This is a genomic window from Paenibacillus amylolyticus (assembly GCF_036894225.1).
In the GTDB taxonomy this organism is placed as follows: Bacteria; Bacillota; Bacilli; order Paenibacillales; family Paenibacillaceae; genus Paenibacillus; species Paenibacillus amylolyticus.
Map to the genome: position 1 here is coordinate 6,790,630 of NZ_CP145892.1, position 17,496 is coordinate 6,808,125.

The 17,496-nt window shown below is 45.4% G+C and carries 14 protein-coding genes; 2 read left to right on the forward strand and 12 right to left on the reverse strand.

Features of this window, described 5'->3' with window-relative positions; all coding sequences use genetic code 11:
* Positions 1-10: 10 nt before the first annotated feature.
* The gene (locus tag V6668_RS29855) at positions 11-1,147 is read right to left on the reverse strand and encodes a response regulator (protein ID WP_253504502.1); all 1,137 of its coding nucleotides are present in this window, start codon (positions 1,145-1,147) and stop codon (positions 11-13) included.
* A 177-nt stretch (positions 1,148-1,324) separates the two neighbouring features.
* On the opposite strand from V6668_RS29855, the gene V6668_RS29860 reads away from it, so the two are divergent.
* Complete coding sequence (locus V6668_RS29860; RefSeq protein WP_338707388.1) at positions 1,325-4,414, forward strand: hybrid sensor histidine kinase/response regulator; 3,090 nt, start codon at positions 1,325-1,327, stop codon at positions 4,412-4,414.
* 245 nt (positions 4,415-4,659) lie between these two features.
* Here the strand turns inward: V6668_RS29860 and V6668_RS29865 are convergent, their stop codons facing one another.
* The 9 genes from V6668_RS29865 to V6668_RS29905 all read right to left on the reverse strand — a co-directional run bounded on the left by V6668_RS29865 (position 4,660) and on the right by V6668_RS29905 (position 14,498).
* Positions 4,660-6,165, reverse strand: a complete 1,506-nt coding sequence (locus V6668_RS29865) for a malate:quinone oxidoreductase (RefSeq protein ID WP_076252082.1) — start codon at positions 6,163-6,165, stop codon at positions 4,660-4,662.
* Positions 6,166-6,543: 378 nt separating this feature from the next.
* Entirely contained in the window at positions 6,544-7,512 is a 969-nt protein-coding gene (locus V6668_RS29870; RefSeq protein ID WP_338707390.1) for a dipeptide/oligopeptide/nickel ABC transporter ATP-binding protein, read from the reverse strand.
* Positions 7,509-8,309 (reverse strand): ABC transporter ATP-binding protein, encoded by an 801-nt coding sequence (locus V6668_RS29875; protein ID WP_036671813.1) that lies wholly within the window; start codon positions 8,307-8,309, stop codon positions 7,509-7,511. The genes V6668_RS29870 and V6668_RS29875 overlap by 4 nt, the downstream gene beginning before the upstream one ends.
* Positions 8,306-9,160 (reverse strand): nickel transporter permease, encoded by an 855-nt coding sequence (gene nikC / locus V6668_RS29880; RefSeq protein WP_338707391.1) that lies wholly within the window; start codon positions 9,158-9,160, stop codon positions 8,306-8,308. The genes V6668_RS29875 and nikC overlap by 4 nt, the downstream gene beginning before the upstream one ends.
* Positions 9,157-10,104, reverse strand: coding sequence for a nickel ABC transporter permease (nikB, locus tag V6668_RS29885; protein ID WP_062836581.1), 948 nt, complete (start codon positions 10,102-10,104; stop codon positions 9,157-9,159). The genes nikC and nikB overlap by 4 nt, the downstream gene beginning before the upstream one ends.
* The gene (gene nikA, locus V6668_RS29890) at positions 10,104-11,654 is read right to left on the reverse strand and encodes a nickel ABC transporter substrate-binding protein (protein WP_338707392.1); all 1,551 of its coding nucleotides are present in this window, start codon (positions 11,652-11,654) and stop codon (positions 10,104-10,106) included. Before nikA ends, nikB begins: the two co-directional genes overlap by 1 nt.
* Before the next feature lie 301 nt (positions 11,655-11,955).
* Positions 11,956-12,363 (reverse strand): contact-dependent growth inhibition system immunity protein, encoded by a 408-nt coding sequence (locus V6668_RS29895; protein ID WP_338707393.1) that lies wholly within the window; start codon positions 12,361-12,363, stop codon positions 11,956-11,958.
* On the reverse strand, positions 12,364-13,509 hold the full coding sequence (locus V6668_RS29900) for a WXG100 family type VII secretion target (RefSeq protein WP_338707394.1): 1,146 nt from the start codon (positions 13,507-13,509) through the stop codon (positions 12,364-12,366).
* Between the two features lie 185 nt (positions 13,510-13,694).
* On the reverse strand, positions 13,695-14,498 hold the full coding sequence (locus V6668_RS29905; RefSeq protein ID WP_338707395.1) for a DNA-binding protein: 804 nt from the start codon (positions 14,496-14,498) through the stop codon (positions 13,695-13,697).
* Between the two features lie 219 nt (positions 14,499-14,717).
* Here V6668_RS29905 and V6668_RS29910 point away from each other — a divergent pair, with 219 nt between their 5' ends.
* Positions 14,718-15,062 (forward strand): helix-turn-helix transcriptional regulator, encoded by a 345-nt coding sequence (locus V6668_RS29910; protein ID WP_338707396.1) that lies wholly within the window; start codon positions 14,718-14,720, stop codon positions 15,060-15,062.
* Between the two features lie 141 nt (positions 15,063-15,203).
* Here V6668_RS29910 and V6668_RS29915 read toward each other — a convergent pair whose 3' ends face one another.
* Positions 15,204-16,265, reverse strand: a complete 1,062-nt coding sequence (locus V6668_RS29915) for a DNA sulfur modification protein DndB (protein ID WP_338707397.1) — start codon at positions 16,263-16,265, stop codon at positions 15,204-15,206.
* Positions 16,258-17,355: a DNA sulfur modification protein DndB gene (locus tag V6668_RS29920; protein ID WP_338707398.1), complete on the reverse strand. Its 1,098-nt coding sequence runs from the start codon at positions 17,353-17,355 to the stop codon at positions 16,258-16,260. Before V6668_RS29920 ends, V6668_RS29915 begins: the two co-directional genes overlap by 8 nt.
* Between the last annotated feature and the right edge of the window lie 141 nt (positions 17,356-17,496).

The window sequence follows — 17,496 nt, forward strand, 5'->3', positions numbered from 1 at the left end:
ATATTTCCAATTAACTATTCGAATTTTTCCATTGTTGGTACCATAACTCAACTTCTAGGCCAGGGCGTATACCTGCCTCTTGTTCTAAAGCGATAACCAACTGATTATATTGAGCGACCACAGGATCTTTATTGCCTAATCGATCGTAGGTCTTCATTAAGGCCAGTCCGACTTCCTCCAATGATGGTTCGAATTGCTGTACCCGGTAATATAACGTGAGTGCTTCCGTATTCTGTCCCAGTTCGATGTAATATTGTGCAAGTTGCATGGCATGATTACGCCATAGTGCATGCAAGCGCTGACGCTCCAGTTCAGCCCATACGTAATCGTCCTCACCATAATATTTGCCTTCATATTGATCTGAGGTCTGCCGATGTTCAGTTATTGTAGACGAAGATAATAGAGGCAATCGGGTAAGACGACTCTCCCATTCTTCCGCATCAATCCTGAATTCACCCGTTTCCAACAGATAACCAAACTGTTGATAACGAATGACCATCTTGTCCTCACCCATGAATTCGTTCATCATGCTGCGTAAGCGATGGATCCCACTGTGCAGATTGGATATACCTCTCCGCTCATCCAACTCTGGCCACAACAGTTCAAGTAGCGTATCCCGCTTAATTGGTTTGTTCCGATGGTGGAGCAAATAGGCGAATAACTCTCTAATCTTGGTTGTTCTGAACTTCATATGTTTTGGCGGCTCATTTGGGTGCACTTGGACTTGAAGCATCCCCAGACAACGGATCATCATGGATGGCCCTTCTGTTATATTCAGACTTGCTGACACCGTTCGGCGTTGATACATCTTCATCGTTTTTTCCAAACGGTCACGCGTTACAGGCTTCATAATATAGTCCAGCACTTCAAGCCCATAGGCTGTCAGTGCATGTTCGTTATATGCGGTTGTGAAAATAACTTCTGTTCCAGGAGAAACCTCATGGATACGTTCGGTCGCCTCGATCCCGTTCATCCCCGGCATTTGAACGTCCATGAAGACGATTTCCGGCAGATGAATTTCGATCTGATCTATGGCTTCCTGTGCCGTCAGAAAAGAGCCGATAACTTCGCAATCCTCTCTCTCTTGCAACAGTTTGTTCAACCTGCTCAGAGCGAGATATTCATCATCTACCAAAATCACTCTCATATGCACAACTCCTCTGGCTCACTGATCACCCTTTAATCTATAATTTTACCATAAATCCTAACGTGGGACCGCTATCATTTAAATATAGAATCTATGTTCCGGTATTCAAAAAAATGTTCATCTTTGGCAGAGGGCATGCAGGAATTTGAAGTAAACTGTCGAAAACTAAAGTCTGCCATGAAACCAATAACCTATAAAAAGATACCCCGTTATGTAGTGCTGTCGATTCTATTCCTGACTATTTTGCTTGGCTTTCGCTGGATATGGTCCGAGACTTTCACTATACCCGCACATCCTGAACCCATTGAAGGCTTGTTAGACCTTCGAGGCTGGGACCTCGCCAACACTTCACCCATATCCCTGGATGGAGAATGGGAGTTTTATCCCCAGACGTTAATCTCTAATCGTGACGTGAAAATAGCGGATAACCCATCCACACCGATTCAAGTTCCTGGTGACTGGCGTGATGCATTACCACAATCCTCATCGTCGTTTGGATATGGGACATACCATCTTCGCATACTTTTAGATCCATCTGTGGAGGAAGTCTCTCTCTGGGCTCAGAAAATCCAGACATCATCGATCATCGAGATGAACGGGACCATTGTTGCCGAATTCGGCCAACCTGCCACTCATGCCGAAGCCTATCGACCAGAAAGGACTGCATTTACAACTTCCTATGTGCTTGACGGTTCTACCGAACTCAATCTTTTGGTGCAGACAGCCAATTTTGACGATCCTTATAGCGGAGGGATCACACGCTCTCTCTATTTTGGTTCTCCAGAAGCCATTGGAAGTGAACGAGGACTATCCATTGACTTGCAAAAGATTACATTCGCTATACTGCTTTTGCACAGCCTATACGCTTTTGTCATGTTTCTATTTATCCGAAAGGAACGAGCTCTTCTGACGTTCTCGATGCTAACGCTGGTAGCTGCCCTAACGGTCGCTTCCGACCATGACAATCTGTTATTAAGTTGGATTCCACTCAACTTCACTTGGATCGTTAAGGCCAAAGCGTTCTCCTATCCGTTGTTCGCATTCTTTCTTTTACAAATGGCTAAAAGCTTCTCCCATAGTCTACAATGGCGTAAACTGTTCCGCATCTATGCCAGCGTGCTTGGCGTTTACTGTTTATTTTTGCTCGTCGCACCAGTGACGCTGATCTATCATGTACTTGAGATTGGGCTCTCTGATTTCCTTTATCTGTTTGCCATCGGCTGGTCTGTGTACCTATTCTTCCGAATGGCAGCCGAGAAACGAAGGGACGCAAGCTTTTTGCTCTTTGCGGCTACTAGCAGCCTATCAAGCGTGTTATGGGGAATTGTGAACTCACATAGCGAAATTACCAACGTGTATTATCCGATCGATGTGATCGCGGCCATGTTCGGCTTCTCCGCCTATTGGTTCAGAAAATACTTCCGTAATTCAAGTGAGATCGAGAAGCTGTACGAACAGCTCAAAGAAGAGGATCGCCAAAAGGATCAGTTTCTTGTGAATACGGCTCATGAATTGCGTACACCGCTGCACGGGATCATCAATATCGCCGAGAGCATCGCGGTCCGTGAACGTCGTAAATCAGGTGGGCAGCAGGCAGAAGACATGAAGCTGTTAGTTACCATCGGCCGACGCATGTCCCAACTGGTTGATGACCTCCTTGATGTCATTCGTTTGAAAGAAAAACGTATTACGCTTCAGAAGAAACCTTTATCTCTTGCCTCTGTCATTCCAGGCGTGATCGGTATGTTCCGATTCATGGCAGAGGGCAAGCCCATCCATATGCAGGTGGATATTCCTGAATCACTGCCGTTGATTCAGGCCGATGAGAGAAGACTTGTTCAGGTGCTCTACAACCTGTTGCATAATGCACTCAAATTTACCGATGAGGGTACAATTACCGTGTCCGTTCGGGAACATGGAGAGTACGTCTTGATTCAAGTTTCAGATACAGGTGTTGGTATGAGTGAGGAGATACAACAGCGAATATTCGAGGCCTATGAACAGGGGACCCCAGAGGCTCGTTTAAGCGGAGGAATCGGCCTCGGTCTCAATATCAGCAGGCAGCTCACAGAACTCCATGGCGGCCAACTCACCGTGCAATCCGTACCTGGGCAAGGATCGACCTTCCAGATCTCACTTCCACGGGAAGACACCGCATCGCTATCGGACCAGACTGAGCAGCAATGGGACGCTCACAGCTTCGATGAAATTGCGATTGCAGAGCCGCAGCAGCAGACCGTCTCTCAAGATAAGACTGCTGCAAGAATTCTTGCCGTCGATGATGATCCTGTAAACCTGCGAGTACTGATCTCCATGCTGGCGAATGAACCGTATCATATTCAACCCGCGGCCTCGGCGCTTGAGGCACTTGAATTATTGGATAAGGAGCCTTGGGACTTACTGATTGCCGATGTCATGATGCCTCATATGTCCGGTTATGAACTGACCGAGAACGTACGCAAGCGTTATTCGGTATCCGAGCTTCCCATCCTGTTGCTGACGGCCCGTAACGAGCCAGCGGATGTATACGCCGGATTCATGGCCGGTGCTACAGACTATGTCACCAAGCCCGTGGATGCCGTTGAATTAAGACATCGCATCGGGTCTCTGATCGTACTGAAACAATCTATTGATGAGCGACTGCGCATGGAGGCTGCTTACTTACAAGCACAGATTCAGCCCCATTTTCTTTTTAATACGCTCAATTCAATCATGGTTCTTAGTGAGATGGACACGGAGCGAATGCAGAAACTGGGCGATGCTTTTATCGAGTACCTTCAGACCAGCTTTCATTTTGTCAATTCGGAGAAAATGGTTGAGGTCACTCATGAGTTGGATCTATCCCGCGCCTATCTCTACATTGAGAAGGAACGATTCATGAATCGGTTGAACGTCATCTGGGATATCCCTGATGACCTTGATCTATCCCTGCCGCCACTCACCATTCAACCGCTCATTGAGAATGCTGTTCGACATGGTATTCTCAGCAAAGTGGAGGGTGGAACCGTCCATATCCGAATCATCAACCAAACAGCGTCCACCTTGATTGAAATCGAGGATGACGGTGTGGGGATGCAGCCCGAGCAGATCGAACGGGCACTGGCGTGGCCCAAGAAAGGTCCAGGCGGAACTGGAGGCATTGGATTAACCAATACACATCGCCGGTTGACCCAGATGTACGGACAAGGTTTGACCATCGTCAGCTCGCCGGGTCAAGGCACGAAAGTTTCCTTTGTCATCCCTTTGGACCGCAGCACAAGAGCCTGAGCGATAAGATCGTTCTATGACTCTACAGCGGCATATTGTACGATCCATATCCGTTTGCTTTGTGTAAGGTCTACGGGGAACGCGATGATAGCGGACATGTTCAAGTTCAATTCCAAGCCCAGGCTCGAGTTCAAGTTCAGGTTCTGATATACCAAATAAACCAAAAGAGAGCTAAGCACAGGGTTCGTCCCGGCTTAGCTCTCTTTTCTATGGCTTCATTATGATCTAACACGATAAACTAAACGTTATACGTGCAGGACATGTTTTTCATCCGATAATCCCAGCGCCTTGGCTGTTGAAGAATGAACCTCTTTGAGGAGATCCAGATTCTCCACAAGGGATATGCCGTAGGAAGGAATCATTTCCTTGATCTTTGGCTCCCATGCCTCCATATGCTGCGGAAAGCACCGCTGAAGAATCTCAAGCATGACCTGAACCGCGGTGGATGCACCCGGTGATGCACCTAGCAGAGCCGCAATCGTTCCATCTGCAGACGTGACCACTTCTGTACCGAATTGGAGCGTACCCTTGCCACCTTGAACGGTATCCTTGATCACCTGCACACGCTGGCCCGCCAGAACCATATCCCAATCCTCGCTCTTCGCACCCGGAACAAAGTCACGCAATTCTGCCATACGTTGTTCTTTGGATAACATTAGTTGTTGGATCAGATATTTGGTCAAAGAGATTTCTTTGACACCTGCTGCGAGCATCGTAAGCAGATTATGCATCTTAACCGACGTGATTAAATCAGCATTGGAACCCGTCTTCAGGAACTTCGGCGAGAACCCGGCAAACGGTCCGAATAGCAGCGACTTCTTATTGTCGATAAAACGGGTATCCAGATGTGGAACCGACATCGGCGGAGCCCCTACCGAAGCCTTGCCATATACTTTGGCGTGATGCTGTTCCACGACTTTTTGATTTTTACACACCATAAAGATCCCACTGACCGGGAATCCGCCGATATGTTTACCTTCCGGAATGCCCGTCTTCTGGAGCAAATGCAGACTTCCGCCGCCCGCGCCGATGAAGACGAATTTTGCCTTATGGCGTTCGACTGCACCACTCTTCAGGTTTTTCACGGATAATTCCCATTGTCCATCGCTGGTGCGTTTCATATTCTTCACGCTATGTTGGTAGTGGACGCCCACTTGTTGTTCCTTCAAATGTTTGATCAGCATACGCGTTAAAGCACCAAAGTTAACGTCCGTACCGGAGTCAATTTTGGTCGCTGCAACAGGTTCATTACTGGTACGATCTTTCATCATCAGCGGCATCCATTTCGCCAGCTCTTTCTTGTCATCCGAGAATTCCATGCCTGCGAACAACGGGTGATTCGACAAGGAGTCATAACGTCTTTTCAAAAACTGGACATTGCTCTCTCCATGTACATAACTCAAATGAGGAATCGGCATAATGAAGTCCCGCGGATTACGAATCAGACGGCTATTGACGAGATAGGACCAAAATTGCTTTGAGATCTGAAATTGTTCATTCACTTTAATCGCTTTGCTAATATCTACGGTTCCGTCTGGTCGTTCAACGGTATAGTTAAGTTCGCACAATGCAGCATGCCCGGTTCCGGCATTATTCCATTCGTTGGAGCTTTCCTCTCCTGCAGTGGCTAGCTTTTCGAAAACCTTAATATTCCAGTCTGGTGCCAATTCTTTTAGCAAAGTTCCCAAAGTTGCACTCATAATTCCGGCACCAATCAAGATAACATCTGTACTCGTTTGTCCCTGGCTCATGTCTACCGTCCTTATATCCTATATTTGCCAAAAGGATGTAAGCGTTATCGATTTGGCATTTGCAGCAAGCCCATTCTTGAACGGGATCGCACCTTCTCTGAATGATTATAACCTTGAACTAGTGTATCAATAATATAGAGCAATTTAAATATGCAATTTCAAGATATTTGCTATTCCATCAGTATACGCTAGTTTACATCGGAACGTTAGCCCGGTTATAGGCCTGAAAGATATATTTGTTCAAAACAAAGAAAGGAACCCGGTTTTAGGGGAACTTTGGTGATGAAATGGATGCACTAAAAGCCGCTCTCGAATCTCTTCGTAGGGCGGCTTCATATATAAATTAACGATTACAACCCCCGGCGTCTCCGGGAGTACTCAGAAGATTGAAATCAGTTCCTTTGTATACGGATGGCGTTCTTCAGCGAACAACGCATCTGCACCAAAGCGGTCAACGATCTGACCTTCCCGCATGACGATGATGCGCTGGCTCATGCGATGTACCGCGGCCAAGTCATGCGAGATGAACACGTATGAAAGACCAAGCGATGTCCGCAGATCGGTGAGCAACTGCAAAACTGCTCCTTGCGAGATCACGTCCAGGCTGGCCGTCGGTTCATCCAGAACAACAACGTCCGGTTCAATGCCAATAGCACGTGCAATCGTGACGCGCTGACGCTGTCCACCACTTAGCTCATGGGGGTAACGTCCAGCCAAATCGCTTGGAAGCTCGACCGCTTCAAGCAACTTTTGGACGTAAGCCTCCTTCGACGTATAGGTAAAGTGGGACAGCTCGGCGTTCCGTCCAAGTTGTTCGTACGGATCAATCAGCGAATCAGCAATCTTGAGCTTCGGGTTTAGTGCAGCCATTGGATTCTGGAAAACAATCTGAATCTTCCGGCGATGTGGCCGCAACCGTCGGCCGCTCAGCCGTGCAATATCCTGTCCACCCAGTGTAATCGAACCTGTATCTGCATCTTCAATCCGTAGCAGACAGCGGGCGAGCGTACTCTTGCCGCACCCGCTCTCGCCAACCAGGCCAAGGCATTCGCCGTGGTTCAGGGTGAAGGAAATATCGTTCACAGCCGTTCGGTCTGCCCCCGCATACGTTCGGCTCAGATGTTCCACGTGAAGCACAGGATTGCCAGGGGTGCTGAGCGATGAAGATTTGTCTGAACCGGCAATATCTATATCCGCATCTATATCTGTATGATCTGAATTTGTAGTATTTATGACTGCATTGTCTGTGTCTGCATGGTTTACGTCTTTTGCAAAATCTTGGCTTCGCACACCATGTTCTTCGGACTGCAGGAGCCCACGGTGTTCATCATTTGCGGTTGTCTTCATTCGGTTCCTGCCTCCTTCAATCCCGACTTCAGCGAACGACTCAGAACGGGAGCCGCATCAATCAGCTGGCGCGTATATTCATGCTGGGGATGGTCAAGAATGCGATGTTTCCCCCCAGATTCAACGATCTGCCCTTCCTTCATCACAGCCAAGCGGTTGGCATAGCGACGTACATGGCGCCAATCGTGTGTGATAAACAGAATGGCACAGCCCGTCTCCGCTTGCTTGCGTGCCAGCAACTCCAATACGCGATGCCCGGAGACACTATCGAGTGCCGTTGTTGCTTCGTCAGCGATCAGCAGACGAGGTGAGAGCATCAGCGAGGTGGCAATTGATGCCCGTTGAAGCTGTCCACCGCTCAATTGGAACGGATAGCGGCGCAGCAATTCAGCGCCAAGGCCAACCGATTCCAGCGCTTCCTCCGCTCGTTTCTTGCGGATGGCAGAAGACTTTTCCCCATGTACCTTCTGGTATTCATCAAAGTGCCCACCAATGCTGCGAAAGGGCGTAAATGCTCCCTGATAGTCTTGAAAAATATATGAGATGCGGCTTCCCCGCAGGGCGCGCATCTCCTTTGGCTTCCGTTCGAGCAGGTTGCTGCCTTCGAACATGACTCGCCCCGACGCATGCAAGTTGGGCGGCAGCAGACGACCAATCGCTTGCGAGAGCAAGCTTTTGCCACTACCACTCTGTCCAACCAATGCCATGAACTCGCCTTCGCGAACAGCCAGAGAGACTTGATCTACAATCGTACGATCCCGACTGGAGATGCTCAGTTCCTCAATGGAGAGAATCATGGCTGCACCTCTTTCTTCACGTCAAACCGGTCTCTTAGATAGTCGCCCAGCATGTTGGCGAGCAGCACTACCGAGACAATGGCAAGGCCCGGATAGATCATCAGCTCCGGCCGAGACTGGAAGTAAGGCCGTGAGTCGTTCAGCATCGCACCCCATTCAGGTGTTGGCGGCTGTGCGCCAAGGCCAATGTAAGACAATGATGAGATGAGTAGAATGATTTTACCCAGATCAAGACTGGCCAGCACAAGCACATGGCCTGCGATATGTGGCAGCAGATGTTTTCTCATGATACGACCGTCAGACAATCCGTTGGTCCGGGCGATGCGAATGTAATCCTTTTGGGACTCCGATAAAACTGTACTCCGAACGAGACGGGCGTAGCTGACCCACTTTACGATCACAATCGCCAATACCAGATTACCGATTCCCGCGCCAAGCAAGCCACTTAGCACAATCGCCACGATGGTATCAGGGAAAGCGAGAAAAGCATCAGCGATGCGCATGAACAGCTTATCGACCCAGCCACGTTTGTATCCTGCTATCAGTCCAAAAGGAATACCGATCAGCAGTGCAACACCGAGTGCCAGCAGACTATAACCCAGTGTTTGGCCGCCGCCAAGCAGCAGACGTGTCAGTACATCGCGGCCCAGATGGTCGGTGCCGAACGGATGGAGAGCACTTGAACCCTGCAATCGTCCGCGCAGATCGGTTAATGTATGATCATGTTTCAGAACTAAAAAGGCATACAAGGAGGCCGCGATGACCAGCAGTGCAAACAGCAGACCAATGATCGCCTGCCAGCTATGTTTTTTAGATTTTGTAGTTGGAATGGGCAGGGGTATGGTTTTCATCGGTGGGCCTCCTTTTCCTTGAGTTTCATTTCGGGATTCAAATAACGATAAGATAGATCAACCGCCGTATTCACGAGGAATACCACGATAGCCATGATCAGGATGTAACCCTGGATCAGTGGATAATCGCGCTGGCGGATGGCATCAACGACAAGCTTGCCAATACCCGGATAAGCGAATAACACTTCAATCACGACAACTCCGCCAATCAGGCTGCCGAGACTGACGCCAAATACCGTAATGACAGGCGGCAGACTGTGCCGGAAGGCGTGAAGCATGAAGATCCGGCCTTCGGATAACCCTCTTGCCCTGGCGGACCGAACGAACTCCTGACTTAGTGAATCTAGCAGGCTGGAACGCAAAAGACGCACATAAACGCTGGAGATGGCAAGTCCCAGCGTCAGAGATGGCAGAATAAGTGAGGTGAATCCATCCCGGCCCATGGTCGGCAGATTGCCAAAGCGTACGCCGAACATATCGATTAGGATTAGACCCAGCCAGAAGCTTGGCACCGCCGCACCCACAATGGAGAGCATCCGGCTGCCGCGGTCAATCCAACTGCCACGATGGAGTGCTGATAGCGAGCCGAGCGGGATAGCTATAACAAGCATGACCAGCAGTGCGCCAATCGTCAGTTCAGCCGTAGCAGGCAGCGCACGCATCAGGGTCTGCATAACTGGCTGGCCTGTTGAATACGATACGCCGAAGTCGAGACGAACAAAATCGAGCAACCAGTTGCCGAACTGGACAGGAAGCGAATCATTGAAGCCCATCTCCTCGCGTACAGCTTCGACCTGCTCCTGACTAACGGACAGTTCGTCCACGTTCAATATCGTCAGCACGGGATCACCCGGAGCCAGACGAATGAACAGGAAACTCACAAACATAATGAACAACAGAAAGATAAATACCTCAAGGAACTTCCGAAGCAAAATGCGAAACATTACATCACATCCAGCTTATTGGTAATCATGTAATATTCACTGCGAGTGGTAACCCAGTTCTTGATCTTCTTGCCGTTGTAGGCAACGATCGTACCTGGATGCAGCACGAATGAATTCAGTACGTTATCATGCACATAGTTGGCTGCCTTCTCGGCAAGCTCTGCGCGCTTCTCCGGTGCAACTGTGAGATTCAGTTCGTCGATGATCTTGGTCAGCTCTGGATCTTCCGATCCGCTGAAATTAAGGGCACCCTTCGGATGGTATGTTGCATTCAGGTAATAACCAGCATCTCCACGAGGGGCCGTCAAATTACTGTACGTTGCAATATCCCAGTCGCGATTAGACGCCATATAATCTTCTGGCGTGTCAATCTGACGAATCTGTACGTCGATACCGATCTTCTTCGCATCAGACTGGAACACTTGAGCGATCAGTGGTAGATCGGCACGAGCTGAATATGTCAGCAACGTCAGCTGCAATGGTTTGCCATCCTTGGTCATCACGCCGTTTTGCTGCGTGTACCCTGCTTCGTTGAGATAGTTTACAGCGACATCAGCTCCGGATTCCGTTGCCGTATCCGTATAGGTTGGTGCGAATGGCAGCGATGGCAGGAACGGCCCGATGGCTGCTTCGCCATAGCCGAGCAGGATCGTGTCCACGATACCCTGACGATCAATCAGCGCGTCCAGCGCACGACGAACATTAAGGTCCTTCATACTCTCCCGCTGCATGTTCATCGTTAGCTGATGCACGCGGAATGTCGATGTGGACTCAACCTTCATGCCGTCCATCGCTTTGAGCGATTCGAGGCTTTCGACTTCCGGACGGTATACGATATCTACCTGCCCAGATTTGAGCGCTAGTGTACGGGCATTGGCATCTTCATTGAATGAGAACGTGATGGAATCCAGAGGCGATGCTCCATCCCAATATTCATCATAGCGATCCAGTTGCAGCTTGCTGCCTGGGGTAAAAGAGGTCAGTTTGAACGGCCCCGTACCAATGGGCTTGTTCACAATGTCCGGCTCACTCACGTCGATAATCGCCGTGTTGGGGTTCACCAGTTCCGAAGCGAACTCCGGGAACGGCTGAGTTGTAGTGATCTCCAATTTGTCGCCCTCGGCTTCAATCGTATCAATCTTCAGCGCGTTCTGGATGGCTACATTCTCTTCCAGTGCCCGCTCAAGGGATGCCTTAACGGATTCACCCGTCATTGGCTTGCCGTTCTGGAATGTCACATCATCTCGCAGGTCGATCATCCAATGCTGCCCATCTTCGCTCTCCCAGCTCTCGGCGAGCCATGGAGCAACCGTCAGGTTATCTTCATCGAGACGAACCAACGTTTCCGTAATGCCCGCGCGCAGCGGCACATAGCTAGAATCCACATGTGGATCTAGCGAACTGGTGGAGAAGTTATATAGGAAATGAACATTTTTATTATCGGTGGATGGTTGCGCAGCGGGACTGGACTCAGATGATCCGCAGGCGCTCAACAGTCCAGCGCTCAAGGCCAAGGAGACCAGCGCTAGCAGTGGCGTCTTTTTATTCAAGGTAATGCCCCTCTCTCTTAATCGTAATCATTATGATCTAAACAATGAGTATTATCATATCGTAATGATTACGTTTTGACAAGAGTTATATTGGTGTTAGAACGAGAAAAAATCCGACTCTCGGATGAGAGCGGATTCTTCATGTTTTTTGTTACATATGAGTGCTTGATTAGTAGGTATTTCATTTGCGATCCGGGATTGTTTACATGTAGAACCATGCAAGATTCCTCGAAGAGTTATAGCCCTGTTTCGTAGTCTTCCAGCATATGTGACCAGTAACCTCGATGTTGTTATCACAATTTTAAAGGCTAACCTTCTTCAGAAAACGTTCTAATAACTCAGCGTACTCTTCCTGATCTTCTTCATCAGCCCATTCGAACTGAGAAAGATTACTCTTGATAGTCTGGAGTAATTTTTTCAGTTGTAATAAGTCTCTAAAATTATTCGTTTCAATAGAACAAAGAAGCTTCAACAGATGTCCATCATACATCTCCCCAGCAAGGGGATCTTCTGATAAAATTTCTATAGCCTTTTCTATACCAAGATCTATAAATACATGTTGGCCCAACATTCTACTAACATCTTCTAAGTCAAGCTCATCCACTTTCTTATTTATAAGTCTATCGTACCAATGATCTAAAGGTGAATCAGAGTTATCAGTCTGGATACTTTGATCTATTGAGTATATTTCTTTAATTAATTTACTCATTTATTTTATTCCTCCAAATGGTTCAAATAAATCCTCAATTTTTTTCAAATTAGTATTGGCCTTGTCCAAAGCCCCCTCCAATGTACTTTTCAGTGGAGAAGATAGATTAGGGTTTTGTAGGGAACCTTCTAATCCGCGCTTTATTTTACTTAATCCTTTGTATGAGTCCTGCATCTCTTGTAAATGATTCCAATACCCACCTGTTTTTTTGTTCGGCACGGGGTTTCCTTGTAAATCTCGTAAAGTACCCGAAAAATCCATCTCAGTAAGATGCTTATCAACTATATTATCTAATGTTGTAAGGTTCCTTTGTTGCGCTCTAGAAAGTTCCTCGACAATAGGAGAGTTTGGTGTTCCCTCAACTGCTCTCTCCGCTGGCTTATTAACCATTTTGGCTTCCGATTCAGCTTTCTTTATATTATTCTGAATCTTAGATGCCAAGCCAGATGACGAAGTTTTAAACGGTCCTGAACGTCCCGGCATGCTCCCACGAACCATCTGAATGGCCATGAATATTTGACTAAACTTCAGAGAGGTCACCATCATCTGAGCATACTTATCGGATACAGGCTCTCCTGTCGTAGGATGAATCCCCATTTCAAACGCCTTGATCTGTAACGCAAAAATATCTTCCCCAGGCGGTTCAACGTTCACAGCTTGCATGCGATTAAAGTCCAGATTTCCCTGATCCCTCTGATAAGCCTGAAGGGCAGCCTGATCAGCAACACCATTCTCGTTGACAGGCATCCATACCAATTTACCGAACATATTGATTTGAGCCATCCGATAGCCCTTATCACCCGAACCTGAATCACCTGATGATTTGGTCATCATAGCTGCGGCACCGACTGCTCCAATTGCACCACCCAGACTTACCTTCTGAGCATCTGCATCTTGGAAACGCGTGGCGATATCCTTCAATTCCTTGGATGTATTCACCATACTCTCCAGCGCTTTATCCAGTATAGGTCGTGACTGCTCGAACTCATAGTAAAATCGCTCCTGCGTCGCGCCCATCCACATCATCTGAACGAACATGATCTGTCTCGTCAGATCACTTCGTATACTCTCCAATTGTTGTCTGGCTTGATCCACCTGATTTGATACGTGATGTAGTTGTTCAGGGGTAACTTTGATTGTACTCATACGTTTCTCCGCTCATTCGAAATAGGATTATCCTATGTTAGCAGAAGTGTAATATGTAAACTATCCGGCTAACATCCTGATTTCACCATGGTAAAAACACAAGCTGCGCTCCTCATCGGTGCTATGGTCCTATATGCATATACCCACTTCAAGGCATATCCTACCAGTTTCAGTAAGCACCTCTTCTACTTCATTTCCTCCAACATCGCCCGATACCGTCCAATCTGCTCCTCTGTCGCCTCTTCCCGCAATGATTCCAACAATGCTGTGCACCTTATAAAATACCGATCCATCCCTAGCTTTTCCGCTAACTGAATCGCCTGCAAAATGAATTCCACGGCCTCCTGTGGTCTTCCCATCCACTGTTCATACAAAGCCCGCTGATAACAGTAATGGTACATATCATCGTTGTTTGAAGAATCCATTTCTCTACCAACACCCTGTATCTGATCTTCATACATATATAAAACCCGATCAATCTGCCATCTATGCCGCACTGCTGCCTCCGTAATCACTTTTAGACCCACCAACCATTCCTCCGGATGCTCAAGCAAAAAGTTCACAAACTCCTCCAGCAATTCCACCTGCCCGGCTTCAATCTCAAGAGCATATCGATTCACCTGTGCCTTATGCCTGAACTCCTGCACCACCTGCATACCTACCTCATCCAGATTCTCCATCCATCCCAGATCTGCATACTGATCGATACACGCCCGTGCCTGATCCACCTGTCCCATCTTCCGGTGAGCCATACCCCGCATCAAATGACTGAACCCGTAATAGTAGATCAAAGGCCGCTCGGTATGGATATACGCTAAAGGTAATACCTTTGACCGATACTCCTCTCGCTCTTCGTGGATCGACTGCACACATTGATATAACATGTCCGCCCTCTCCATCACCTTGTTCCAATTTTCAAAAGCCACAGCCATGTCCAGCATTTCAACAATGATGTCCGGTTTGAGTGATTTTAGAATAGATTTCCGCAAAGAAGAGCCTCCTTCTAAATAGGTTGGAACTAGGCTATTAAACTAAGTCAATTACGCCTTGCATAAAGTATCCCATTTATTTTCTTTTAGAAACTCCAAAGAAGTAGTACAATAAATCTAATATAATACTTAATCGCAGTTTTTTCAATATATTTTACCGCCTTTATGTCTCTGCTAAATACATCAATACTCTCCTAACCTTTAGGAGAGGTGGTTAATATGACAAAATTACGAAACACGGTAGGGGAACGAATTAGAGCAATTCGAAAAACAAAGGGTTTGACACAACAGCAGCTTGCTGAACTTTCCGGATTAGATGACGCGTATATTGGATCAGTTGAACGTGGGGAGAGAAATTTCTCAATTGATACTTTGGAGAAGATTGTCACGGCTTTACAGATTCCTGCAATTGAACTTTTTTTTGATCTAAATAATATGAATGAGTTACAGCTATTTCAACAAAAAGCAATCGATGAATATACAGATACTGTAAGAAAAATGAACATTAAACAAATTACCATTCTAAATAAGCTAGTTAAAAACATGCAAGAAGCTTTTGAATAGATTAATACTAACGAAATCCCCCTTATTATCGGTCAAAAATTCAAGGAATAAAAAAAAGAACGCTATGTTTGAATTTAGCGTCTTTTTCTAGTTTCCAGAAAGTCTATAATTGATCTCTCACGAAATCTCTCAAGATAATGACTAGCCTACTTTATCTATAATAAATTCTGTCACTTCTAATGTTATATTTTCCACGAACCCCTTATAGCTTCCCTTCACAGGGTTAACAGTGATTGCCCATCTATTCCACTCAGGATTCTTAACAGACCAATCAATCGCTTCTAACTGTTCGGTTTCTGTTTCCCAATCCTCTTTCCAGACAATAACTTCATTATCACTGGACATTATTGTAGCATTTAGATAAAGAGCAATTGCATTTTGAATAGGTTCATGACCAAGTACATACTTTACTACATCTCCTGGTACTTCTGGGAGAACAGAAAAAAACATAGTAAAGAACTTACTTAAGAAACTAGATATTTCATCATACTGACTCTTGATTAATTCTTCGTCTTTTCTATTAGGTGTTTTCTTTCCAAAGAGCAAATAACTGATAAATGTTTTAAATCTAGCCCCAGTAGAAAATGCTTGATTAGTTGGTCTAAGAATTTTGCTCTTATTTAATTCGATTTGGACAACTTTAAGAATCGAGGTAGTTCGATGTAACTCTTGAACTAGTAGATTCATTATGTCCCTTGAATCATATTGTGTTACTAATGACATCGATACTCGCCTAGCATTTGAATTAATATCAGAGAAAAGCTTACGCTCATCTTCTTCGGATAGCCCAAAATAAATTTGTGCAGTAAGAAAATTGGAAACGAAATTAATTTGCTCATCCTTATTCAACTTGTTTTTTTCAACGTACTTTTCCATTGCCTTTATCCTGTGTTGTCCATCTATAACTATTAATTTATCATCTTCTTCTAATTCAAGTGTGCTGGTTGCCCTATTATATTTGACAATTGGATTCTCTCGGAAAGAAAAAACTAAAGCTGGGAGAAAAATTCCGATCTCTGATTCTGCTTTATCGAAATATTTTAAAAGACCAGGCAAACGATTGTAGGATAAATCACGATTTATTCTATGATCTATTTTAGATATTTGTAATATATCATCTACTCTGATTTGTGTTGACATCATGCCTTTTGTTCTGCTTTTGTTAATTGTGTCAATAGTTCCTTTCAAGCTGATTTTAGACATGTGCTCTGGCTCCTTCATATTTTTCAATTAAATACATTGAAAATGTTCTTACTATTCTACCAATTGAACCAAAGTTATATTTTCTAGTCTGATTGTTATATTTAGCTGCTAATTTTCTAAAATCATTATTTTTATGGCTCCAATCAACGTTATATATAGCTCCCTTGAAAAACTCTTCCATTCTTTTGTTTGGATATTTCTTTTTCATTTCAAATACATACTTTGCTATTGCAACCATTACATTAGAAGAATAAACAACATATTTTTCACGGTCTAAAGCATCTTTCGGTGTGTACTTCACCAATAGGGTTAAAAACTCTTCTGTATTTTTCTTGTAGACTGGATAAGTTTGTGGACTAATTTTCGCATTCGAAGTTCGAGTATATGTACCTTCATTGAGTGTTTTTGCAATAACATATATTGTGGCCGCGGTAGCAAGTTTACTTCTTGTTGTTTTTGAACGACACTCAAATAAATCCGGTGAGATCGTAGGGTGGTTTGATACTATCTCTTTTATCATTTCACCATATAGATCATCTTTCTTATACATTATTAGTAGAGTATTATTCACCGCCGAAGATTTAGTGTTCACGTCAGTAAATAATTGTCTCTCTTTAACCAAATCTAGATTTGAGTATATTTGCACAGTTAATGGAAATGATTCGAGGTTGTCAGAGAATTCCACCAAACTCTTATCTTGAGGTTTTTGAGTAAGCATTGCTTCTACACGATTTTTAAGATGTTCAAATGCTTTTATTCGATGTTGCCCATCTAAAATAACTAGTTTATCATTCATGTTAAGCCTAAACTCAGATGTTTCTTCATCATACACACCTTTTCCTCTAGAAGAAAATATCATAGGTGCAAAGAATATATCTTCCCCATCTATTCCGGATTGTATATATTTACTTATAGCTGAAACTCTTTCGGGCGCTATGTCCCTCTGAACATCTCTATCTATTAATAAGAACTTAAGAACATCATTTACCGAGCATTGAGCTGTAACAATTTCTTGTCCAAACTGGATTCCCTTTGTAGCCTTTAGGACAATATGATTTCCTTTTTTTCCTAATACTGATAAGTCAAGCATTGGCTTCCCCCTTGAAGTTTTAAACTATATTTGCTTATATAGTACTTCTTTGTGGTTTATATTTCCATATGTATCTTTTATTCTTGATATATATTTCAAGTACAATTTACAATTGAGCATTGTTTTTGCTCTGCTGTATGT

What these genes read in the sequence shown, in the direction of transcription:
- V6668_RS29855 (WP_253504502.1), bottom strand. Translation starts at nt 1,147, where the DNA reads ATGAGAGTGATTTTGGTAGATGATGAATATCTCGCTCTGAGCAGGTTG.
- V6668_RS29860 (WP_338707388.1), top strand. Translation starts at nt 1,325, where the DNA reads ATGAAACCAATAACCTATAAAAAGATACCCCGTTATGTAGTGCTGTCG.
- V6668_RS29865 (WP_076252082.1), bottom strand. Translation starts at nt 6,165, where the DNA reads ATGAGCCAGGGACAAACGAGTACAGATGTTATCTTGATTGGTGCCGGA.
- V6668_RS29870 (WP_338707390.1), bottom strand. Translation starts at nt 7,512, where the DNA reads ATGAAGACAACCGCAAATGATGAACACCGTGGGCTCCTGCAGTCCGAA.
- V6668_RS29875 (WP_036671813.1), bottom strand. Translation starts at nt 8,309, where the DNA reads ATGATTCTCTCCATTGAGGAACTGAGCATCTCCAGTCGGGATCGTACG.
- nikC (WP_338707391.1), bottom strand. Translation starts at nt 9,160, where the DNA reads ATGAAAACCATACCCCTGCCCATTCCAACTACAAAATCTAAAAAACAT.
- nikB (WP_062836581.1), bottom strand. Translation starts at nt 10,104, where the DNA reads ATGTTTCGCATTTTGCTTCGGAAGTTCCTTGAGGTATTTATCTTTCTG.
- V6668_RS29895 (WP_338707393.1), bottom strand. Translation starts at nt 12,363, where the DNA reads ATGAGTAAATTAATTAAAGAAATATACTCAATAGATCAAAGTATCCAG.
- V6668_RS29900 (WP_338707394.1), bottom strand. Translation starts at nt 13,509, where the DNA reads ATGAGTACAATCAAAGTTACCCCTGAACAACTACATCACGTATCAAAT.
- V6668_RS29910 (WP_338707396.1), top strand. Translation starts at nt 14,718, where the DNA reads ATGACAAAATTACGAAACACGGTAGGGGAACGAATTAGAGCAATTCGA.
- V6668_RS29915 (WP_338707397.1), bottom strand. Translation starts at nt 16,265, where the DNA reads ATGTCTAAAATCAGCTTGAAAGGAACTATTGACACAATTAACAAAAGC.
- V6668_RS29920 (WP_338707398.1), bottom strand. Translation starts at nt 17,355, where the DNA reads ATGCTTGACTTATCAGTATTAGGAAAAAAAGGAAATCATATTGTCCTA.